This window comes from Promicromonospora panici (assembly GCF_900608595.1).
Classification (GTDB): Bacteria; Actinomycetota; Actinomycetes; order Actinomycetales; family Cellulomonadaceae; genus Promicromonospora; species Promicromonospora panici.
Genome location: NZ_UWYY01000007.1, coordinates 216,783 through 238,113 on the forward strand (window position 1 = coordinate 216,783; position 21,331 = coordinate 238,113).

At 70.4% G+C, this 21,331-nt stretch carries 20 protein-coding genes, 1 tRNA gene and 1 pseudogene; 8 read left to right on the forward strand and 14 right to left on the reverse strand.

The features are described 5' to 3' along the window. Nucleotides 1–28: 28 nt before the first annotated feature. The gene (locus tag EW117_RS10235) at nucleotides 29–952 is read right to left on the reverse strand and encodes a S66 peptidase family protein (protein WP_129786285.1); all 924 of its coding nucleotides are present in this window, start codon (nucleotides 950–952) and stop codon (nucleotides 29–31) included. Between the two features lie 287 nt (nucleotides 953–1,239). After that, a tRNA-Ser gene (locus EW117_RS10240) sits at nucleotides 1,240–1,326 on the reverse strand. Nucleotides 1,327–1,509: 183 nt separating this feature from the next. Between EW117_RS10240 and EW117_RS10245 the strand changes: the two genes are divergently transcribed. Further along, nucleotides 1,510–2,223 carry a GntR family transcriptional regulator gene (locus EW117_RS10245; RefSeq protein WP_129786287.1) on the forward strand — a complete coding sequence of 238 codons (714 nt, stop codon included), beginning with the start codon at nucleotides 1,510–1,512 and terminating at the stop codon, nucleotides 2,221–2,223. Nucleotides 2,224–2,267: 44 nt separating this feature from the next. On the opposite strand, the gene EW117_RS10250 is transcribed toward EW117_RS10245, so the two are convergent. From EW117_RS10250 to EW117_RS10260, 3 genes are all read right to left on the reverse strand, one after another. Then, nucleotides 2,268–2,870 (reverse strand): hypothetical protein, encoded by a 603-nt coding sequence (locus EW117_RS10250; RefSeq protein WP_129786289.1) that lies wholly within the window; start codon nucleotides 2,868–2,870, stop codon nucleotides 2,268–2,270. Between the two features lie 2 nt (nucleotides 2,871–2,872). After that, nucleotides 2,873–3,184, reverse strand: coding sequence for a hypothetical protein (locus EW117_RS10255; protein ID WP_129786291.1), 312 nt, complete (start codon nucleotides 3,182–3,184; stop codon nucleotides 2,873–2,875). Between the two features lie 211 nt (nucleotides 3,185–3,395). Then, the gene (locus tag EW117_RS10260) at nucleotides 3,396–4,400 is read right to left on the reverse strand and encodes an arabinan endo-1,5-alpha-L-arabinosidase (protein ID WP_129786293.1); all 1,005 of its coding nucleotides are present in this window, start codon (nucleotides 4,398–4,400) and stop codon (nucleotides 3,396–3,398) included. Between the two features lie 478 nt (nucleotides 4,401–4,878). On the opposite strand from EW117_RS10260, the pseudogene EW117_RS30140 reads away from it, so the two are divergent. Next, a pseudogene (locus tag EW117_RS30140) lies at nucleotides 4,879–5,079 on the forward strand (transglutaminase domain-containing protein); the annotation flags it as partial. A 548-nt stretch (nucleotides 5,080–5,627) separates the two neighbouring features. Here EW117_RS30140 and EW117_RS10270 read toward each other — a convergent pair. Further along, nucleotides 5,628–6,437 carry a Sir2 family NAD-dependent protein deacetylase gene (locus EW117_RS10270; RefSeq protein ID WP_129786444.1) on the reverse strand — a complete coding sequence of 270 codons (810 nt, stop codon included), beginning with the start codon at nucleotides 6,435–6,437 and terminating at the stop codon, nucleotides 5,628–5,630. Nucleotides 6,438–6,648: 211 nt separating this feature from the next. Between EW117_RS10270 and EW117_RS10275 the strand changes: the two genes are divergently transcribed. Beyond that, the gene (locus EW117_RS10275; protein ID WP_129786297.1) at nucleotides 6,649–7,749 is read left to right on the forward strand and encodes an L-histidine N(alpha)-methyltransferase; all 1,101 of its coding nucleotides are present in this window, start codon (nucleotides 6,649–6,651) and stop codon (nucleotides 7,747–7,749) included. Then, nucleotides 7,740–8,384, forward strand: a complete 645-nt coding sequence (locus EW117_RS10280) for a hypothetical protein (protein WP_129786299.1) — start codon at nucleotides 7,740–7,742, stop codon at nucleotides 8,382–8,384. Before EW117_RS10275 ends, EW117_RS10280 begins: the two co-directional genes overlap by 10 nt. A gap of 24 nt (nucleotides 8,385–8,408) precedes the next feature. On the opposite strand, the gene EW117_RS10285 is transcribed toward EW117_RS10280, so the two are convergent. After that, entirely contained in the window at nucleotides 8,409–8,843 is a 435-nt protein-coding gene (locus EW117_RS10285; protein WP_129786446.1) for a nucleoside deaminase, read from the reverse strand. A gap of 118 nt (nucleotides 8,844–8,961) precedes the next feature. Here EW117_RS10285 and upp point away from each other — a divergent pair, with 118 nt between their 5' ends. Continuing rightward, entirely contained in the window at nucleotides 8,962–9,597 is a 636-nt protein-coding gene (upp, locus tag EW117_RS10290) for a uracil phosphoribosyltransferase (RefSeq protein ID WP_129786301.1), read from the forward strand. A gap of 46 nt (nucleotides 9,598–9,643) precedes the next feature. Here the strand turns inward: upp and EW117_RS10295 are convergent, their stop codons facing one another. Then, a complete protein-coding gene (locus EW117_RS10295; RefSeq protein ID WP_129786303.1) occupies nucleotides 9,644–13,252 on the reverse strand; it encodes a sigma-70 family RNA polymerase sigma factor in 3,609 nt (1,202 codons plus the stop codon). 146 nt (nucleotides 13,253–13,398) lie between these two features. On the opposite strand from EW117_RS10295, the gene EW117_RS10300 reads away from it, so the two are divergent. Continuing rightward, nucleotides 13,399–14,166: a nucleotidyl cyclase domain-containing protein gene (locus EW117_RS10300; RefSeq protein ID WP_129786305.1), complete on the forward strand. Its 768-nt coding sequence runs from the start codon at nucleotides 13,399–13,401 to the stop codon at nucleotides 14,164–14,166. Nucleotides 14,167–14,280: 114 nt separating this feature from the next. Here the strand turns inward: EW117_RS10300 and EW117_RS10305 are convergent, their stop codons facing one another. The 5 genes from EW117_RS10305 to dnaK form a co-directional block, all read right to left on the reverse strand. Continuing rightward, nucleotides 14,281–14,589 (reverse strand): DUF1540 domain-containing protein, encoded by a 309-nt coding sequence (locus tag EW117_RS10305; protein WP_129786307.1) that lies wholly within the window; start codon nucleotides 14,587–14,589, stop codon nucleotides 14,281–14,283. Between the two features lie 165 nt (nucleotides 14,590–14,754). Next, complete coding sequence (locus EW117_RS10310) at nucleotides 14,755–15,207, reverse strand: heat shock protein transcriptional repressor HspR (protein WP_129786309.1); 453 nt, start codon at nucleotides 15,205–15,207, stop codon at nucleotides 14,755–14,757. Between the two features lie 92 nt (nucleotides 15,208–15,299). Continuing rightward, nucleotides 15,300–16,304 carry a DnaJ C-terminal domain-containing protein gene (locus EW117_RS10315; RefSeq protein WP_129786448.1) on the reverse strand — a complete coding sequence of 335 codons (1,005 nt, stop codon included), beginning with the start codon at nucleotides 16,302–16,304 and terminating at the stop codon, nucleotides 15,300–15,302. A gap of 76 nt (nucleotides 16,305–16,380) precedes the next feature. Beyond that, complete coding sequence (grpE, locus tag EW117_RS10320; RefSeq protein WP_129786310.1) at nucleotides 16,381–17,088, reverse strand: nucleotide exchange factor GrpE; 708 nt, start codon at nucleotides 17,086–17,088, stop codon at nucleotides 16,381–16,383. Then, a complete protein-coding gene (gene dnaK / locus EW117_RS10325; RefSeq protein ID WP_129786312.1) occupies nucleotides 17,085–18,950 on the reverse strand; it encodes a molecular chaperone DnaK in 1,866 nt (621 codons plus the stop codon). Before dnaK ends, grpE begins: the two co-directional genes overlap by 4 nt. A gap of 183 nt (nucleotides 18,951–19,133) precedes the next feature. On the opposite strand from dnaK, the gene EW117_RS10330 reads away from it, so the two are divergent. Both EW117_RS10330 and EW117_RS10335 read left to right on the forward strand, forming a co-directional pair. Next, nucleotides 19,134–19,676 carry a GNAT family N-acetyltransferase gene (locus EW117_RS10330; RefSeq protein ID WP_129786314.1) on the forward strand — a complete coding sequence of 181 codons (543 nt, stop codon included), beginning with the start codon at nucleotides 19,134–19,136 and terminating at the stop codon, nucleotides 19,674–19,676. 203 nt (nucleotides 19,677–19,879) lie between these two features. After that, a complete protein-coding gene (locus EW117_RS10335; RefSeq protein ID WP_129786316.1) occupies nucleotides 19,880–20,152 on the forward strand; it encodes a hypothetical protein in 273 nt (90 codons plus the stop codon). Nucleotide 20,153: 1 nt separating this feature from the next. On the opposite strand, the gene EW117_RS10340 is transcribed toward EW117_RS10335, so the two are convergent. Further along, nucleotides 20,154–21,290 (reverse strand): dipeptidase, encoded by a 1,137-nt coding sequence (locus tag EW117_RS10340; RefSeq protein WP_129786319.1) that lies wholly within the window; start codon nucleotides 21,288–21,290, stop codon nucleotides 20,154–20,156. Nucleotides 21,291–21,331 lie beyond the last annotated feature (41 nt).

Genomic DNA, 21,331 nt, shown 5'->3' on the forward strand with positions numbered 1-21,331 from the left:
GCCTTGGGCGCCCAGCCGCGACCACAGGTCAGGCGGTCAACGGGTCCACGGTCAACGTCCCTGCGTCGGCGTCGAGCACGCATTCGACCCCGAGCGGGACGGATACCGGGTTCTCGAGGTGCCCGAGTGGCAGCCCGGCCAGGATGGGTACTCCGAGCGAGTCCAGTCGGTCATGCAGTACGTCCAGGACCGTCCACTCGCGGTCCTGGTAGTCCTCGAACCCCTCCAGCGCGCCCAGCGCAATGCCCGGAACACCCGCGAGCGCCCCGGACAGCAGCAGCTGGGTGAGCGCGCGGTCGACCATCCCGAGGCCGACCTCCCGGTGAGTCTCCAGCAGTAGGACGTGGCCTTCGAGGTCGTTGTCGACGACGCCGACGCTGCGGGCCAGCATCTCGATGTTGCCGCCGAACAACGGGCCGGAAGCGGTGCCGGTGGTAGTGAGATCCGCGCCGAACCGGGCGCGGTCGCTCCGCACAGGTTCGCCGCGCTCGCCGACCAGGAGCTGTCGAACGGTGCTCGCACGGGTACCGGCGACGGCGCCATGGATGGACGGAACGCCGGCCTGGTGCCACACCTGGTGCAGGGCGGTGATGTCGCTGAACCCGATGATCGGTTTCGGGTCCGCCCGGAGTGCATCGGTGTCGACGTCGGCGAGCAGCCGGAGGCTCCCGCAGCCGCCTCGCAGGCAGAGGATGGCCCTGACCTCCGGGTCTCGGATCGCGGCGTTGAGATCCGCTGTGCGCTCACGATCGCCACCGGCCATGTAGCCCAGCCGGTCGGTGGCGTGGTGTCCTACGCGCGCTTTGAACCCCCAGGATTCGACGGTCGCGATGCTCTCCGTGAGCCAGGAGTCGTCGCTCCAGCTGGCCGGCGAGACGAGCGCGATCGCGTCGCCCGGTTCGAGGCTGCGGAGACGTGCCACATCAGACCGGGGCTGAGGGGTTCGCGGCATGCGCGGGACGGTACCCGGTCTGCGGGGGCGGGGCTGTCATTTACCGGCATTCACCTTGAGACCGGAGACCGGTTGGTTGTCCGGGCTGACCCTGATTCAGCAGGCACCAGGCGGCCGTTATCAGGTGGGTTATGGCTCTGCTCAAGCCTGCTGAACGCAGGTCAGCCCGGCTCCGAGAGCCTGCTGTCCGATTCGGAGTCGCCGATGAGTACAACGAAAAACGGAGTGCCGGGCAAGACGAAGGCCCCCAGATCCGCATGTTTCTGCGGTTGGGGGCCTTCAGTGTGCGGTAGCGGTGGGATTTGAACCCACGGTGGACTTTCACCCACACACGCTTTCGAGGCGTGCTCCTTAGGCCGCTCGGACACGCTACCTCTGCCCGCCACAACACCAGCGGGCCGTAGCAGGATACCCGGTCGAAGCCCGGTTCCACGAATCGGTTGACGCGCACCCGCCGCACCGTGACGCAGGTCTCCCTTGTCCGACGATCGAACCCGCCAGATCCTCCGGCCGCACCACATCATCCGGCGTCCTGCCCGCGACCGTAGAGTGGGCACATGGCGACGACCGCTGACGCAGAACCCGTTTCCGAGACTGCGGCCGACCCTACGGAGGCCAAGGTCGGCGACCTTGTCGAGCGCACTGCAGCGTCGATCCGCTCGTGGATCATCACGGGCAAAGCGCGACCCGGCGAGCGGCTCTCGGAGAAGGCCGTGGCCGAGACGCTCGCAGTCTCCCGCAACACGCTCCGCGAGGCATTCCGGGTGCTGACGCACGAGAACCTGCTCGTCCGGCGTCCGCATGCCGGCGTCATGGTCGCCGTCCCGACGCTCGCGTCGATCCTCGACATCTACCGCGTGCGCCGCATGATCGAGGGACAGGCCCTGCGGGGCGCGCTGCCCGGCCACCCTGCGACCGACATCATGCGCCAGGCCGTCGAGACCGCGGAACGGGCACGCGACGAGAAGGACTGGCGCTCGGCGGGAACTGCCAACATGGAGTTCCACCGCGGGATCGTCGCGCTCTGCGACAGCGAGCACCTCGACCGGCTCTACGCCACCGTATCGGCGGAGCTCCGCCTCGCGTTCGGCCTGCTCGCCAACCCGGAGTACCTGCACGCGCCCTACGTGGCGCGCAACGCGCGCATCCTGGAGATGACCCTCGCCGGGGACAGCGCGGCCGCCGCCGCGGAGCTCGACGAGTACCTCGTCCAGTCGGAGCGGACGGTCGCGGCCGCGTACTCCCGGCGCACGCCGGGCGAGCCTGCCTGACGCACCGAGCCGGGTCCGACGTCGGACGACGCTGACCGCAGCGCTCACCGCACCGGTAGCACGGTCAGGAGATCCTCCAGCTGCGCACGAGTCATGGCGACGTACCCGCCCCGCAGGCGCATCGCAGCGTCCCAGACCTCCCGCTCCCCCGATGACTGCCGCTCCAGCACGCTCATGTTCTCCGTGAGGTCGAGCCGCCGGTTGAACCCCTGGACCGTGTCCCGCCAGCGATGCAGCGCGGTCACGAGGGTGGTGTCCCGACGCCGGTCGAGCGCGCCCGAGACGAGCGCCGCGTCGACGGCGGAGACCGCGAGGCGGGCGAAGACGGCCCGGGGGCGGTCCTCGGCGCCTCGCGCGAACTCGTTGTCCGCCAGGACCGCTTGGTTCCGCTCCAGCTCGCGCCGGATCGCGGCGAGCACCTGAGCGTGCCGCTCGGCCTCGCTGCTGAGCCGCTCGACGATCAGCCCGGTCATGCCCGCCACCAGCGTGAGCGAGTTGACTGCCGGCTCCCAGCGCGGCTCCCCGGGAAGCACGAACCACAGCACGCCGAGCACGAACGCCGTGGCCAGCAGTGCGTAGGTGACCGTGGCGACGGTGGCCCGCGCGACGGTGACGTGCCGCTCCACCACCCAGCCCAGGCCGGGCACGGTCAGGCCCAGATGGTGAACGGCCGGTCGTCCACCTGCGATTCGGCGCCTCCCGGCGGACCCACGAGATAGACCCGGTCACCCGGCTGCAGGACGCCGAGGACGCGCTCGAGGGTCGCCGCGGCGCCGTCGGCGTCCCGGACCACGAGGTCCAGGTGCAGGGAGAGGACGCCCTGCCGGACCGATACCCGATCCGGGATGGGCTCGTGCGCGCCTTCGGCCTTGCGCGTCCTCCGCCGGAGCCTGGGTACCGCTCGGACCAGCACGCCGAGCCGGCGCCCCACGGGCTGCTGCTGCACTGTCGGTTCGGCCATGTCGGTTCCTCCGGCGCGGGCGGGCAGATCTCGCTGCACAACCAGGCTAGCGGCGTCCGACATAAGTATCTAGGTTGTTCAACAATTTGCCCCGGCGGTTCGGCCTGGCGAGGTAGAACCCTGGCGAAGTAGAACTGCAGCCGAGCTGCGCTTCTACTTCGCCAGGGTTCTACTTCGCCAGGGTTCTACCTCGCCAGGGTTCTCGGCGGGGTCAGTAGACGTAGGGCCAGCCTGCGCCGTCGTAGGCGAGCAGGTTGATGCCCAGGCGGGACGCGCCGCTGTCCGTGTAGTAGTGGTAGAAGAGCGCGTCGGCGTCGTTGTCGGCGAGCACGGCCTGGTGGCCCGGGCCGTGGATGCTCCCGTGACCGGCCAGGATCTCCGTGCCCCCGCCCGACGTCATGGCGGTCCCGGCCCGGTCGACGTACGGCCCGGTGACCGACGTCGAACGTCCCACCATCACGCGATAGGTGCTGTTCGCGCCCTGGCAGCAGCGGTCGAACGAGACGAACAGGTAGTAATAGCCGTTCCGGTAGTGGATGGTCGGCGCCTCGATGGCGCCGCCGCCCCGGCCGGCGATGCTGTGGAACTCGGTCCCGGACCGCTTGCCCGTCGAGGAGTCGAGCCGGATCATCTTGAGGCCCGACCAGAACGAGCCGAAGCTCAGGTACCAGCGGCCGGACTGGTCGATGACGAGGTTCGGGTCGATCGCGTTCCAGTTGTCCGACGTCCGCGACTCGATGACGAGGCCCTGGTTCGTCCACGACCCCTGCGCGCCCGTGGTGCTCGTGGCGAGGAAGATGCCGGAGCGGTTCGAGCCGAACGTCGAGGCCGAGTAGTACATGTAGTAGCGGCCGTTGACGTAGGTGATGTCCGGCGCCCATACGTCGTTGCTGTTGTTCGTGTACGTGTGCGCCCACGGGACGCCGTTCGGGAACGCCGCCCCCGCGTTGTTCCACTGGGTGCGGTCCGGCGAGGTCTTCAGCTGGATCCCGGCGCCCGTGTGGGCGAGCAGATAGGTCCCGCTGGGCGTCTTGGCGACCTCAGGGTCGTGCACACCGGTACTTCCGGTCACCACGCCTGGGTTCGGGTAGGCGGCTACGGCGTCGGGAGCCGCAGTAGCCCCCGGGCTGATGGCGAGCCCTGCCACGACGAGCAGCGCCACGGCTGCCTGTCGGCGTCGGGCACTGCTCGTGGATCGTGCTCGGAACTGGTGCATCCTTGCCTCCGTCCGGTACGTGCCGGCGGCGCGACGGGCCCGAATTGTGAGCGCTCACATATCGAGCCGGACCGTCGTCGCTCCGGCTTCTACAAGGTTGTAGAACAGTGTGGGCCGGGTGAATTCGCACGTCAAGGGCATGGCCGATCCGGGTTGCGCGAGGCCAGGCCGGCCCTCCGCACCGGGGCCGACAGCAGGGCTGTTAAAGGCTGCCCATCGCGAGGTACTGTTCCGTCACCGCTGAGGGAGGACACCGATGCCCGCGCCCACGCTCTTCGACTACTCGGACCACAGTCCGTACTCGAACCCCGGAAATCACACAGGATATTTCTCCGAGCTGAGCACCGATCCGGAGGAGCTGCACCGGTTCGTCTGCACCGCCGTCGTGCACTACCGGGCCGGTGGCCCGCAGCTCACCGAGACCCAGAAGTTCGACCCGGACCGGCGCTGGCTGACCTCGATCCTGGACGCCGCGGAGATGCGCGCTCCGCTCGACGGACCCCGCACGCAGGCGCAGCAGGTGGCCGGCTGCTGCCGCGACCACACGCTCCTGGCGCTCGGCGTGCTGCGCACGCACGGCATCTCCGCGCGGTCCCGGATCGGGTTCGCCAGCTACTTCGTACCCGACTGGCGCAGCGACCACGTGGTGGGCGAGCGCTGGGACGGCGACCGCTGGGTGCGGTTCGACCCGGAGCTCGACCAGAAGGACTTCGACTTCGACGTCAACGACATGCCCACCGGCGCTGGGGCGCCGTTCGTCACGGCGGCCGAGGCGTGGCTCGCGGTCCGCGCCGGGACGGCCGACCCCACGAAGTTCGGCGTGGATCCGGACCTGCCGGGGCTGAGCGGACGAAACTTCGTACGGGACTACGTGCTGCTCGAGGTGGCGCACCGGCACCGCGACGAGCTGCTCCTCTGGGACCTGTGGGGGCCGCGGCTCAAGAGCCCCGTCGTCGGCGAGGCCGCGGGTGGCTCGGTGGCGGCGCGGATCCAGGAGGCCGGCCTGCCGGGCGCCGACGTGTCCGAAGCCGAGCTCGACTCGATAGCCGACGAGCTCGCGTACCTACTGGTGGCTGCCGACGCCGGGGACGAGGAGGCAGCTGACCAGCTCGCCGAGCTCTACCGTGAGGACGTCCGGCTGCATCCCGGCGAACGCGTGCTGACGCTCTCCCCCACCGGCCACGTCGGCATCACGGACCTCGCCGCCGCCCACAACAAAGAACCGGGTCAGAGGGTTTCGGCCAGCTTGTTCAGGACGTCGCTCACGCTCGCCTCGATCTTCACCGTCGCGTACTTGTCGCCGCGGGTGATCCCGCGGTTCACGATCACCACCGGCTTGCCGCCCTCGGCCGCGTGCCGGACGAACCGCAGCCCGCTCATCACGGTCAGCGAGGAGCCGGCGACGAGCAGCGCATCGGCGGAGTCCACCAGCGCGAACGCCCGCTCCACGCGCTCGCGCGGCACGTTCTCCCCGAAGTAGACGATCTCCGGCTTGAGCACTCCCCCGCAGAACTCGCAGGGCGCCGGCTTGAAGTGCGCGGTGGACTCGATGACGGCGTCGGCGTCGGGCGCGATCTCGATGTCCGCGACGTCCCCGACCGACTCCAGGAAGCCCGGGTTGAGCGCGTCCAGCCGCTCGGCGAGGTGCGTGCGCGAGATGACCCGGCCACAGGTCAGGCAGATCACGCGGTCATAGCGTCCGTGCAGGTCGATGACATTGCGGGAGCCCGCGTCCTCGTGCAGCAGGTCCACGTTCTGCGTGATGATCCCGGCGAGGATGTCGCGCTCCTCGAGCCGGACGAGCGCCCGGTGCCCCGCGTTCGGGACCGACCGGTTCACGTGCTTCCAGCCCACGTGATTGCGGGCCCAGTAGTGTCGGCGGAACTCCTCGTCGCCCACGAACTGCTGGTAGGTCATCGGGTTGCGCGGCGGGGAGTCGGGGCCGCGATAGTCGGGGATGCCGGAGTCGGTCGAGATCCCGGCACCCGTGAGTGCGGTGAAGCGGAGACCGGTGAGCACCTCGACGGCGTCGTCCACGGTGGTGCGGGCGACCTCGACGGCCTCCGGCTGCCAGGTGGTGGGTCGGGCTTGAGGGAACACCCTATGAGGGTATGCCGTGAGGGGGCCGCCGTCCCCGTCGTGTGTTCCATTTCGCACCGCGCCGCATGCCGCTAGCCTGGGGTTTCTTTGCACTGGAGCGTGAGGGGACCGCGTGGGCGACTCAGCGATATCAAGGATCGACAGCACCTTGGCCGGTGACGATTTCGGGTGGTCCGTGACTCTGGTCGGCGAGGACCAGTCGGACAAGCTGGCCACCCTCGCCCAGTACCTCGACGACGGTCACTCGACCAGCGGCGACGGCAAGAGCGTCCCGTCGGGGTACGCCTACTGGGGCATCGGTCCCACCATCGCGTGGTCCAACGCCTCGAACGACCCGACCTACATGGTCATCAAGGTCGGCACCGAGATGTTCCGTAGGCAGTGGCGCACCATCTCCCCGCTCGTCACGGACGAGTGCGTACACCTGGTCAGCCTCGGTGTGGGCACCGGCGCCAAGGACGGGATGTTCCTGGAGACCATGCGGCGGGCCAACCCGTCGATGCTCTACATCCCCGTGGACATGAGCGCCGAGATGCTCCGGACGGGATCCCGGACCGCGGTCCGGGACGCGCACTTCCCCCTGGACCGCTCCCTCGGGCTGCAGATCGATCTCTCGCTGGACGGCAACCTCGAGGAGCTCAAGCTGTTCCTCGACCGCCTCGTCGGCGAGGAGCCGATCCTCTTCTCGCTGGTCGGCAACACGGTCGCCAACTTCGACGACGACGAGGCGTTCCTGAACGGCGTCGCGCGAGTGCTCCGGCCCCAGGACCGGATGCTCGTCGAGTTCGCCACCACGGAGAACCTGTCCGACGAGGCCGTGCACGACGCCGAGTCCGAGTACCGCCAGACCCGCGGGTTCGTGGAGTTCGTCGCGAGCGCCGTCCGCTACAACACCGACCTCAAGATCGACCTCGAGCAGGTCCGGTTCACCGGGTCCGTCGAGGCGGACAGCATCCTCCTGAAGGTGTTCTGGCAGAACGTCGGGAACGACGTCATCCGGATGCTCATCCCGGGCAGTCGCCCGATCCATCTCAAGCCGGAGGACACGATCCGGCTGTACACGACCCGCAAGTACACGACCGAGCGCATCGACCACCTGGTCGCCAGCTCCGGGCTGCGCACCACCCACATGCAGCGGGAACGCTTCCGGCACACGCAGCGGCACAACCCGTTCGGGCTGGAGCTGCGCCTCCTGGCGCACGATGAGAGCGCTCCCGCCAAGCTGCCGACGTTCGACGTGTGGAAGTGATGCGGGCGCGGCTGCGCCTGCTGCGGCGGCGGGTCGCTGCGGCGTGGTCCAGCCGCCGCTGGGCCCGCCGACGGCGCGTGACCGTCGCCGTCGTCACCTATGCGCTGCTCGGCATCGCGTTCGTGCTCGGCGTGCTGTGGATCCTCGACATCGGCCCGGAGTGGGAGCCGTGGGTCAACTCTCTGACGCTGCTCGCGGGTGTCACCGGGCTCGTGGTGGAGCGGCAGAACGCCGAGACGGAGCGCCGCTCGGAGGTCGTCGCCTCCGTGGTCTTCGAGCTGCAGCAGAACCGGGCGATCGTCGAGCGGCGCCTCGCCGGGCTGCGGACCGGGGGCGAACGCGCCCTGTCGGTCAGCCCGCGCCTGGCGCTGTCCGCCGTCGATGCCGCGCTCGCCTCGGGTGTGCTCAGCAGGGCGCCCGACAGCGCGCTGGTCGAGAAGCTGCACCGCTGGCGCGAGCGCGTGCAGGGCTATAACTGGCGCCGGGATCTCACCGAGTTCGAGCTCATGCTCATCAAGTACCAGGACGGCGACGACGTCGGCTCGAACCTGTCGAGCCTGGCCAACGAGCGGCTGTACCTGCTCCGCCTGCGCACGCTGCTCGACCAGCTGCACTCCGCGCTGCCGCAGGTCTGACGGCGGGCCGGGCGCACCGCCGCGTCAGCCCCGCCGGGCCTCGAAGAACTCGCGGAGCAGCGCCCCGCACTCGTCCTCGCGGATGCCGCCGAGCACCTCGACCTCGTGCAGCGCGCGCTGGTCGCGCACCAGGTCCCAGACGGAACCGGTGGCGCCGGCCTTCGGGTCCCACGCGCCGAGGACCAGGCGCCGCACCCGGGCCTGCACGAGCGCTCCCGCGCACATCGGGCACGGTTCGAGAGTCACCACGAGCGTGCAGCCGGTCAGGCGCCACTCGCCGCGGGCGACGGCCGCGGCCCGCATCGCGAGCAGCTCGGCGTGGGCGGTCGGGTCTCCCGTCGCCTCCCGCTCGTTGTGCCCGACGCCGATCACGCGACCCGCCTCGTCGAGCACCAGGGCGCCGACCGGGACGTCGCCGGTGTCGAGCGCGCGGCGGGCCTCGTCGAGCGCGCGACCCATCCAGCTCTCCCAGTGCGCGCGCCGCTCGGCGACGCTCATCCCTCCCGTGTCAGACACACAGGTCACCTTAGTGACCCGCACGTCTGACAACTCGGTGGGGGCCGGTAGCGTTGGGGTCATGCGCCTTCACGTCGTCGATCATCCCCTGGTCGCCCACAAGCTGACCGTCCTGCGGGATGAGACCACGGACTCACCCACCTTCCGCCTGCTCGTCGACGAGCTCGTCACGCTCCTGGCCTACGAGGCCACGCGCGAGATCGCGACCGAGCCGCACGAGGTGAGGACGCCGATCACCACCATGACGGGGACGCGTCTCGCGTCACCGCCGCCGCTCGTCGTGCCAATTCTGCGCGCCGGCCTGGGCATGCTCGACGGTATGAGCCGCCTGCTCCCGACCGCCGAGGTCGGCTTCCTCGGTTTGGTCCGCGACGAGGAGACGTTCAAGGCCGTCACGTACGCGAACCGCCTGCCCGACGACCTCACGGGCCGGCACGTGTTCCTCATCGACCCGATGCTCGCCACCGGTGGCACGCTGGTCGCGGCCATCGACTACGTGCTGGAGCGCGGTGCCCGCGAGGTGACGGCGGTCTGCCTGCTGGCCGCCCCCGAGGGCATCCAGCTGCTCGAGGAGCACGTCGGCGACCGCGCGAACCTGACGGTGGTCGTCGCCGCCGTGGACGAGCGCCTCAACGAGAAGGCGTACATCGTGCCCGGCCTCGGCGACGCGGGCGACCGGCTGTACGGGATCGTCTGACCTGGGCGGTTCGGCCCTCCCGCCCTATACGGGCGGGTCAGCGGCGTCAGTCGCCGCAGTAGCCCGGGAGCCACGGCGCGAGCCACCCGCCGTCGGAGGGGTCTGACGACGCTGGCGTCGTCGCTGCCGATGTCGGCTCGCAGACCTCCCCTGTCCCGTCGGCCTCCTCGGTCCCGTCGGCTTTGTCGCCCCCGACGTCGGGATCCTCGCCCCCGACTACCTCCTCGCCGCCGTCGGGGCACGTCATGCTGCCCCCCGGGAACGAACGGTCCACGGTGTGCGCCTCGCCCTCCAGCTGGCGGGTGAGCCGTACGGTGACGTTGCCCTCGCCGCTGATCGGGGTATTGCGGGTCACCTCGAGCGTCGTTGTCCCCGCGCCGACCTGCTTCTCCGGGCCTACCTCGCCGCTGCCCTCACGGACCAGCACGCCCATCCAGTCCCGGCCGGTCCGGTTCTCGACCGCGGCCGTGTGCTGGACGTGCCAGTCGTCGACACACTGCGCGGCAGTAGTGACCGTCACGGCCTCCGCGGGCCACTTCAGCTCGGCACACGACTCGAACGGGACCTTGAGCTTCGCGAGCGTCTTGCCGGCCGCCCTCAGGTCGACGGTCTCCGTGCCCCAGGCGACCGGGAAATCGATCCTCATCGACTCGCGCGGCTGCACCGTCCTGCTGATGTCACCGACGTGGAACAGCACGGGCAGCGTCGACCCGGTGTTGTCGGCCATGACGCTGAACATCTGCACCGAGCGGTCCTGCTCGGCGTTGAACTCGCAGACCCCCGAGGCCATCGACTCGGACCCCTGGGCCGGATCGATCGTCGCGCCCTCGAAGGCCGCCTTCGGGTTGGTCTCCGGAACGACTGCCCGCATGGGCGGGTCGCCGTCCTCGTCCACACCGTCGCGCGTCAGGCGGAAGGTGGCCTCGCCCGCGGCGAGCTCGGTCCGGCCCGTGTTCACCGTGAAGTTCACGACGCCGCCCGGGGGCACGACGCGGCTCACCGACTCCATGGTCGAGTCACCGACGGGCACGGACATGACGGCGTTCATCATCTCGTCCGACGTGTTCTTCAGCGTGCCCTCGACCGCCACGGTGCCACCGGAGTTGAAGGTCCTCGCGCTCGTGTCGGTGGTCCACTTCGGCACGTAGCAGCCCGCCCGCTCGTGCGGACCGGCCGGAACCCGGGTCTCGTAGGGGCGGCCGTCCACGTCCGTGGCCAGGACGAACGTCGCCTGGCCGGCCGGGACGCGCAGGCCGTCGTGCACCGTCAGCGTGGTGGACTCACCCGGCGCGAGGGTACCGGAGGAAGCCTTGCTGCCCGCCGCCTCGAGGGTGGCCCGCACCTCGTGCTGGGTCGTGTTGGTGTACGTACCCGTGACGACCGAATCGGCGACGGCGGCGCCGCCCTCGGCCTCGCAGGACGCGGCGACCGTGCCCACGCCGTCCGCGGCATTGGCCCAGGCCGACGTCACGACCAGCGTGGCCGACGCCGAGTGCGCGTTGCCCTCGAGGACGGGCCGGACGTTCGCGGCACCGAGCACGGTGGCCGACGACGACGGCGCCGCCGTCGCGGTCGTGATGTTCAGGGCCACCTCCGCGGTGGCCTGCGGCGCCAGCTCCACCGCCGCCGCGTCCGTGCCGGCGAGCGGCGCACAGCGCCAGGCGTTCGGCATCGCACCGGGCGCACACGTCAGCTCAGGCTGTGAGACGGCGGGCGTGACGCCGTCCGGCAGCGTCACGTCGACCGCCCAGCCGCCGGCCGGCACCGCACGGTCGCCCGTGCTGGCGACGCGAACGGGTAGCGCGGCCACACCCGGGCTCGAAAGCGACACGTCAGCGGTCGCGGCGGACAGCTCCGGGCCGAAGGGGGCGACCGTCCGGCCGGGAAGGGTGCGGGCGACATGCTCGAGGCCGTCGGCCCAGACCTCGGTTCCGACGGGGTAGTCGCCGCCGAAGTTGGCCTGCACCCGCACCGTGACGTTGTGCTTCTGCCCCGGCGCGAGCTCCCCGAGCGAGCAGAGCAGCACGTTCGTCTGCTCCGTCGGCGTGCACGCGGACGGCCCGTCGCCGGCCACCGGCCCCACGGTGGAGGGCTCGCTGGGCGGTGACGTCGGCTCAGCTGTTGCCTCGCCGGCGGCGTCGGGTGCCCCACCGGACTCGGCGCTCTTGGCCGGGCCGGCGTCGGCGGACGCCTCGGGACTCGGCGTCACGATCTGGGCGCCGCCGTCCTCCGCGCCGTTGGCGTTGCCCGCCGAATCCTCGGGCGTCTCCACGGAGGCCGGTACCAGCCGTCCACCGACGCCCGTGCCGAACGGTCCCTCCGGCCTCGCGACGGTGAGCCCGGCGGGAAGATGGATCTCCAGCTGTGTGCCCGTGGCCGTGGCCTCGCCCGTGTTCTCGACGGAGAGCGTCAGGTCCTGAGGCTGGCGAGGGGCCAGCGGCTTCGAGGCGTCGTCGTAGTCGACCACGAGATAGTTGCTGGTGGTCGTGTCGCCCGGCCCGACGTCGGTGGGCAGCACGGGCTTGCCGTTGATCTCCTCGGAGCCCGGCAGCTCGCGGCCCTCGGTGGTGGTGATCACCTGGTCGGCGGCAATGGGCTCGGGCTCGGGCGGTCCGGCGATCTGCAGGGCCGCGACCACGCCGACCGCGGCGGCCGCGAGCGCACCTGCTGCAACGCTCCCACCCGTGGCAGCGGCCGCGGCGGAGGCGATGGCACCGGCGGTCGCGGAGACGGCGGACGACACCGCACCGGAGAAAGTCCCGGCCGAGGCCGCGCCAACACCCACGGTGGCCGGTGCACCGGCTGCTGCTCCGGCCCCCGCTCCGGCCTTGGCCGCTATCGCGAGCCCGCCGATCGGCGCCCCCGCACCGACGAGGGCCAGCCCGCCCGCGCCCAGCACCAGCGGGGCGATGACGGTCTTCATGCCGTGCGCGACGTCGTGGAGCTCGAGCACGAGCGCGTTGCAGGTACCGCAGGTGGCGAGGTGCTCGGTGATCTTCGTGGTCTCGCGCTTGGACAGGCTCTCGCGCACGTACCCGCCGAGCAGCGGGTTCACGCTGCGGCACGTGTCCGACGGCGCATGCGTCAGGTGCTGCTGCAGGTAGCCCGCGCGCAGAGCTTCCTTGGCGCGGTAGAGCAGGGCCGAGACGCCGTTCGGGCTGAGCCCGAGCACGGGTGCCACCTGGGCCGGCTTCACGTCGTCGACCAGCACGTACCAGAGCACCTCGCGCCAGCGCTCGGGCAGGTCGGCGTACGCCTTGTAGATCACGCTGCGCTCGAAGCCGGCGAGCGCCGGGTCCTCTTCGGACGCCACTCGGCCGAGCACGGACTCGATCTCGTCGTCCGTGGAGGGGCGGGTTCGCGCGGCGCCACGGGAGACGTCGAACGCCCGGTGGCGGACCACCGTGTACAGGTAGGGGCGGAACCCGGCGTCGGGCCCGGCGCCCCGGCGGAGCATCTCGAACAGCTTGCTGAACGCGTCGGCGACGACGTCCTCGGCGTCGGTCGGCGAGACGTACTGGCGGGCGAGCGCCCGTGCGGCGGCCGCGTGCCGCTCGTAGAGCACACCAAAAGCGTCACGGTCACCCGACCTGACCTGCAGGATCAGTTCCGCGTCGCTCGGGGTTCCCCCGGTGCTGCTCTCGGCTTGCTTCACGTCTACCCAGACTCTCGGCCGTATCCTGCCCAAGACTATAGAGCCAGCTCGGCGATTTAGGGTGGAAAAAAATATTTCCCGGGTGAAGTGGGGTACACCACGGCCGAAGGTGCGTCATGATGTATCCCCGTGAGGGTCCCTTCATCATGAGCGAGTCCCAGAAGGAGGCGCAGGTGCGTGTACATAACCTGCGCGAGCGGTGGCGCGCTACGAGTCTTGCCTCGGTCTGGATCCGGCCGAACGACTGGGAGCATCCCGCCGCAGAAGCGCTCGCCGAGGCATTGGCCGAGGGGCGCGGCGTCATAGCGCCCGCAGAGCGTCTGGGAGCCGCACGAGCCGCCGTCGGCGCCGGCATCACCGAGGCCCTGGACGACGTCGCCTGCCTCTACGCCGCCTTCGGCCGCCCCACGGACGTAGGCGCGCTGCGCGCAGCGGCGATCGGCTGGGTCGGGGAGCGCGAGCGCGTCCCCTACCAGATCGCCACGCACGACCCTTCGACGGGGCTGCCGACCGGTGAGTACCTCGGCGAACGGCTCCGCGAGACCTACGGCACGGCGCAGCGTTCCGGCAGCACCGCTGGGACCTCCCACTGCCTGCTCGTGCTCGACGTCGGCCTCGAAAACCTGGACACGTGGCAACGGCTCGCGCGTTCCGCCGCGATCGGCAGGACGCTGCAGCAGGTCTTCGGTGAGGGCCACCCGATGGCCGCGATCGGCGACGGCACGTTCGTGGTGCTGTGCGAGCGCGGCCCCGCGACCGCCGAGCTGGGCCAGTCGCTCCGCCGCGTCGTGGAGCGCAACGCCGAGGTGCTCGGCCTCACGACCGAGGTCCGCCGACCGACCCGGGTGTGGGTGGAACGCCTGCCCGCGACGCACGACGACGCTCTGCTCCTGATGGACCACCTGGCCCGCTGAGCCCACACGACACCGCAGGGCGCCTACTCAGTGTCGAGTAGGCGCCCTGGCTGGTTCCGGGGGACCTTCCGGCGATGGTTTGGTCCGGGGATGGAGATGTCTTGGGGCGTGCGGTCAGCCCTCCTGGAACGTGAGGCAGTCGGGGTGCGTCGGGTCCTCGGGCCCTGGGCCTACGCGGACCGCCGTGGCGTTGCACTCCAGGTGATCGTTGTGGACGCACTCCTCGCGCTGGCAGGCGCCGACGTGGGCGATGACCTTCTCGAGGCCGCCCTTGTGGCTCAGCGGGATGAACGTGGCGCAGGAGGCGTCCCCGGTGTGCCCCGCGATCGTGACGGCGCCCGCGTGGCAGCCGTGCTCGTGGTTGTAGCCGCAGCCGTCGATCGAACACTCCACGACCTCGGGCATTTCCATCAGCGTGCTCATGGGTTTTCTCCTCGCTCGGTGCGCCGCTCCTCCAGGAATATCCCCGATCATATTCCTGAAATGCAGAACGCGTGGAGCAAGGAATGCCTTACCTACATTCCGCACGCATTCTCGATTAACGAAAGAATTGCGTTGCCGAAATCTGCGTGCGGCCGAAGGAGCCGGTCACTCCTCGCGGCGGGGCGCCGGCCGCCAGAGCACCACAGCGCCGCCGCGGACGGCGCGATGCTCGAGGTCGACCCGCATCGCCGCGCTGCGGACCCGCTGACCGCGCTGCACCACCACGACGTCGCCGGCGTCCGGGCCCGCAGCGAACACGCGGCTCTCCTCCTGGACGCGCATGAGCAGGTCACCGAGGCGTTCCTCCAGGACCGAGACGTGTGCCTCCAGGTCGAGGATGCGCTTGATCCCGGCGAGGTTGATGCCCTCGACCTGCGCGAGCCGCTGCACCTGCAGCAGGCGCGCCACGTCCCGGCGGGAGTACCGGCGGCCCCTGCCGCGGGTGCGCCGGGGCACCACCAGGCCGAGCCGGTCGTACTGGCGCAGCGTCTGTGGGTGCATTCCCGCGAGCTCCGCGGCCTTGGAGACGGTGAGCACGGGTGCGTCGTCGTCGACCATGTGCCCCTCCCCTGTCTCATTCGCGCTGTTTTGCGTCCGGGCAGATTAACCGAACTCGGCGCGATGGGGCAGCCGCCCCACCGCGCCGATCGTCATTCCGCCGCCCGCTCGGCCAATCCGACGCGCACGTCCTCGCCGTCGCTCTCGGCGGCGAACGTCTCGAGCGCCTCCTTGGCCTTCTTGCTGAGCTTCTGCGGCACGACCACCTGCACGCTGACGAGCAGGTCTCCTGTCGCGTTCGCCGTCCGCACCCCGCGCCCTTTGACGCGGAGCACCCGGCCCGACGGCGTTCCCGCGGGCACCTTCAGCCGCACGGTCGCCCCGTCCAGGGTCGGCGCCTCCAGCGTGGTGCCGAGGGCCGCCTCCGCGAACGTGACGGGCACAGTCATGCGCAGGTCATAACCGTCCAGCGTCCACACCGGGTGCGGCGCCACGTGGACGGTGACCACGAGGTCCCCCGGGGGACCTCCGTTCGTGCCGGGCCGACCCTTGCCACGCAGGCGGATCTTCTTGCCGTCGTTGATCCCCGCCGGGATCCGGGCGGTGATGGTGCGGCCGTTGACCTCGAGGTCCGCGGTCGTGCCCTCCACTGCCGCACGGAACGGCAGCGTGACCTGCGCGACGACGTCGGCGCCGGGGCTCGGTGCGGTGAACCCGGTGGGGCCGGCCGAGGGGTATCCCTGCCTGCCGCCACCGAACATCGAGCCGAGGATGTCCTCGAAGCCCGCGCCGGTCCCACCCTGCGAGTAGCGGACCCGGGGCCCGCCCCGGCCGGCACCCTGGCCGCCGAACATGGCGCCCATGATGTCCTCGAAGCCGCCTGCACCGGCACCGCCGGGACCCGCGGAGAAGCGGGCGCCGCCCGCCATCGCGCGCACGGCGTCGTACTGCCGGCGCTGCTCCGGGTCGGACAGGACCGCGTAGGCCTCGCCGATCTCCTTGAACCTGGTCTCCGCCGCCGCGTTGCCCTGGTTCTGGTCCGGATGATGCTGGCGCGCCAGCTTGCGGTAGGCCCGCTTGATGGCCGCGTCGTCGGCGTCCTTGGGCACGCCCAGCACGGCGTAGAAGTCCTTCTCCATCCAGTCCTGACCGGTCATGGCACCTCCTTCCGCGTCGATACCGGTGGTCGGGCTCGTCGAGACCTGGGCCTCGACGAGCTCGACCACCGAGCGATCACTCCGGTCCGACGACGCCCACGCGTGCCGCCCGGACCACCTTCTCGCCGATCTTGTACCCGGGCTCCACCACGAGGTTCACCGTGGTGGCCGCCGCGTCCGCGTCGGTCGAGTGCATGAGCGCCTCGTGCACGGTGGGGTCGAACTCCTCACCCACCTTGCCGAACCGCTCGACGCCGAACTTCTGGAGGCTCTGGTCGAGCTTCTCCGCGATCGCCGCCATGGCGCCGCTCAGCTCGCCGTGCTGCTTCGCCCGCTCCACGTCGTCGAGAACGGGCAGCAAGGCGGCCAGGACGTCCTGCACACCCCGGTTCCGCGCGGCCTCCTGGTCGCGCAGGGCCCGGTTGCGGTAGTTCGTGAAGCTGGCCCGCTCACGCTGCAGCGCATCCAGGTGCTCGGCAGCCTCGGCCTTCGCCTTGAGCACCTCGGAGGCCTCCGCGGCGTCACCGGACGGCTCGAAGTCGAGCCCTTCCAGCGGGTCGCCGGAGGCGTCCTGGATCTCGGCAGCGTCGACCATCGGCTCGGGCGAGTCCGCAGACGCGGACTCATCCGCCGAGGCCGACGTGGCGTCGTCCGCCGGCGCGGGCTCGGCCGGGCGGGCCTGGTCACCGGAGTTGTTCACCTTGCGCTTGTCCGTGAACTGGAAGGGGTGCTCCCCCGAGCCCTCGGGCTCAGGGGGACCCTGCGAGTTGTTCTGTTCGGTCACTTGCGGTCGTCCTCGTCGTCCACGATCTCGGCGTCGACGACGTCCTCCTCGGGGGCGGACTGCGCGTTCGCCGTCTGCGGGCCGCCCTCGGCACCCTGTGCCGCGGGCTGCTCGGCCGAGTACAGCGCCTCACCAATCTTCTGGGAGGAGGCGCCGAGCTTCTCGTACGACGTCTTCACGGCGTCGGCGTCCTCGCCCTCGAGCGCGGACTTCACCGCGGCGATGTCCGCCTCGACCTCGGTGACGACCTCGGCCGGGAGCTTGTCGCGGTTGTCCGCGATCTGCTTCTCCATGGAGTACGCGAAGGCCTCGGCCTGGTTGCGGGTGTCCGCCTCCTCGCGACGCTTCTTGTCCTCGTCGGCGTGCGCCTCGGCGTCCTTGACCATGCGGTCGATGTCCTCCTTGGGGAGGGCCGAACCGCCGGTGATCTTCATCGACTGCTCCATGCCCGTGCCGCGGTCCTTGGCGGACACGTGCACGATGCCGTTCGCGTCGATGTCGAACGTGACCTCGATCTGCGGCACGCCGCGCGGGGCCGGCGCGATACCGGTGAGCTCGAAGACGCCCAGCGGCTTGTTGTCGCGCGTGAACTCGCGCTCGCCCTGGAACACCTGGATCGCCACGGACGGCTGGTTGTCGTCCGCCGTGGAGAAGACCTCGCTGCGCTTGGTCGGGATGGCCGTGTTGCGCTCGATGAGCTTGGTCATCACGCCACCCTTGGTCTCGATGCCGAGGGACAGCGGGGTGACGTCGATCAGCAGGACGTCCTTGCGGTCACCGGAGATGACACCGGCCTGCAGGACGGCGCCGACGGCCACGACCTCGTCCGGGTTCACGCCCTTGTTGGGCTCACGGCCACCGGTGAGCTCCTTGACGACCTCGGTCACGGCGGGCATACGGGTGGAACCGCCGACGAGCACGACGTGGTCGATGTCGGAGACCGAGATGCCGGCGTCGCGGATGACCGCGTGGAACGGCGACTTGGTGCGGTCGATGAGGTCCTGCGTCATCTGCTGGAACTGAGCGCGCGTGAGCTTCTCGTCCAGGTGGATGGGGCCGTTCTCGCTCATCGACAGGTACTGCATCGAGATGTTGGTGCTCGTCGCGGACGAGAGCTCCTTCTTGGCCTGCTCGGCCGCCTCGCGGAGGCGCTGGAGCGCGATCTTGTCCTTCGACAGGTCGACGCCCGAGGAGTTCTTCACCTGCTTGATGAGGTGCTCCACGACGCGCTGGTCCCAGTCGTCACCGCCGAGGCGGTTGTCACCCGAGGTGGCCCGCACCTGGATGGTCGAGAAGTCGTCCTCGTCCTTGCCCACCTCGAGCAGGGACACGTCGAACGTGCCGCCACCGAGGTCGAAGACCAGGATGAGCTCGTCCTCCTTGCCCTTGTCCAGGCCGTAGGCGAGGGCGGCAGCGGTGGGCTCGTTGACGATGCGCTTGACGTCGAGGCCGGCGATCTGGCCGGCGTCCTTCGTCGCCTGACGCTCAGCGTCGTTGAAGTAGGCGGGGACCGTGATCACGGCCTCCGTGACGGGCTCGCCCAGGTACTCCTCGGCGTCGCGCTTGAGCTTGCCCAGGATGCGGGCGGAGATCTCCTGCGGCGTGTACTTCTTGTCGTCGATGTCCACGCTCCAGTCGGTGCCCATGTGGCGCTTGACCGAGGAGATGGTGCGGTCCACGTTGGTGACCGCCTGACGCTTGGCGACCTCACCCACCAGGACCTCGCCGGTCTTGGAGAACGCGACCACCGAGGGGGTGGTCCGCGAGCCCTCCGCGTTGGCGATGACGGTGGGCTCGCCACCTTCAAGAACCGCCACCACCGAGTTCGTGGTGCCGAGGTCGATACCTACTGCGCGTGCCATGTTGACTGCCTTCCTCCGACAGATTGAGTCTTCTGCACTCAACTTAGGCCGGAGTCCGTCGGGAAGCAAACCCGGTCCCGCAAAGTTGAGTCCACTTCACTCAACCTCCGTCGGAGCCGAAAAGTTCCCGGCCCGGTGTTCCCAGCGCGCCGGGCGCCTGCCGCGCCTGACTATCGTGTCGCCATGCCTTTCGCCACCGCCCTGACCACCGACGTCACCCTGCGTGAGCTGACCGAGGACGACGCCGTGGCGCTCGCCCACGCCTACGTGCGCAACCGCGAGCACCTCGCCCCGTGGGAGCCCGCGCGGCCCGAGGACTTCTACACGGCGAAGTGGCACGAGGAGCGGCTGGCGGCGCAGGTGCTGGAGAACGCGACGGGCCGCGCGCTCTACACGGTCCTCGAGGCGGACGGCGAGATAGTGGGCCGCCTCAACCTCACGGACATCGTGCGGGGCGCGTTCGAGAGCGGCAATATCGGCTACTGGCTCGACGCCCGGTTCACCGGCCGAGGCCTGATGACCCGGGCGATCGAGGCTCTGGCAGCCCACGCGCGCGACGAGCTGGGACTGCACCGCCTGCAGGCCGCGACACTCCCGCACAACGAGGCGTCCCAGGCCGCGCTGACCAGGATCGGCTTCGAGAAGTTCGGTTTCGCACCGAGCTATCTGAAGATCGCCGGGAAATGGCAGGATCACGTCATCTTCCAACTGATCCTGCACCCCTGACGCGGCACAGCCGCCCCCGCGCTGTGCGACACGCCACGGCGGGCGCTATTTCACCCCCGTCAACAGGCGCGACGCCCTTACCTGCGGTACACAAGGGTGCACGACCGAGGCCACAGGGGGTGGGGCATCGGACGAGTGACTCGCGGGCCTGCCCGCGGGTGCCTGATGCCCGGGACCCCGGGCCCCGACGGGGGGAGACCACCATGGCAAGCATCCACGGAAGCTCGTTGTCGATCGCACTCCTGACAGCACTGCTCGATCCCGAGGAGGACGGGCTCAGATCGCCTCAGGTCCAGGAGCTGCTCCAGGAGGCGCTCGAGACCCGCGAGGACGCGCGCGACGTGATCGTCGCGCTGCTCGCCTCGTCCGGCTCCATGCTGCGGCAGATCAGCTACCACAACGAGCAGGAGCCGCTCGAGTCCCTGCAGAAGGTGGCCCTGGGCTTCCAGCGCAAGGTGGTCCAGCTGCCCGGCTGAGTCACCCCCCTGACCGGTCCGATGCCGCTTCGGCGTCGCGCAGCACGCGCAGGATGTTCCCGCTGGTCAGCTTGCCCAGATCGGCGTCGGACCAGCCGTTGTCCGCGAGCGCCGCGAGCAGACGCGGGTAGCCCGTCACGTCCTCCAGCCCTTCCGGGAGGCGGGGCGTTCCGTCGTAGTCGCCGCCGAGACCCACGTGGTCGATGCCGGCCACCTCTCGGACGTGCTCGACGTGCGCGACGACGTCGGACAGCGTGGAGCGGGGCTGCGGGTGGGTGGCCTGCCACTGCCGCACGAACGGCTCGAAGGCGCCGATGTCGGTGCTCCTGATCCCCTCGGCGGCTGCCGCTTCCGCGCCGCCGGCACGCCACTCGGCGACGGCGGGTGACACGAACTGCGGCACGAAGGTCACCATGCAGACGCCGCCGTTGGTCGCGAGGGTGCCCAGGACGTCGTCGGGCACGTTGCGGGGGACGTCGCAGACGGCGCGGGCGCTCGAGTGGCTGAAGATCACCGGGGCCGAGGTGGTCCGTAGCGCGTGGCGCATGGTGCCGGCCGAGGTGTGCGAGAGGTCGACGAGCATGCCGAGGCGGTTCATCTCGTGTACGACGTCCTCGCCGAACGCGGAGAGGCCGCCCAGCACCTCCTCGTCGGTGCCGGAGTCGGCCCACGGCACGTTGCCGTTGTGCGTGAGCGTCATGTAGCGCACCCCGAGCGTGTAGAGCATGCGCAGCACACCGAGGGACTCGTTGATGGAGTGGCCGCCCTCGGCGCCCATGAGGCTCGCGATGCGGCCGTTGCTCCAGGCCTGTTCGACGTCGGCGGCGGTCAGCGCGAGCTGGAGGGTGTCCGGGTACTTCGCGACCAGGCGGTGCACGCAGTCGACCTGCTCGAGCGTGGCCGTGACGGCGGCACCACCCTGGAGCCTGGCCGGGACGTACACGGACCAGAACTGGGCGCCGACGCCACCCTCGCGCAGGCGCGGCAGGTCGGTGTGGGTAGTGGTGAGCCGCTGCGCGATGTCGACGGCGTCGAGGTCGTAGGACGACTGCTCGCGGAGCTCCCAGGGGAGGTCGTTGTGGCCGTCCCAGACGGGGTTCTTCTCGAGGAGCGCGGTGAGGCGAGCGGCTGTCGTCATGCGGGCGAGGCTACCTCCCGCGTGCCAGCGGCCGTGTCAGA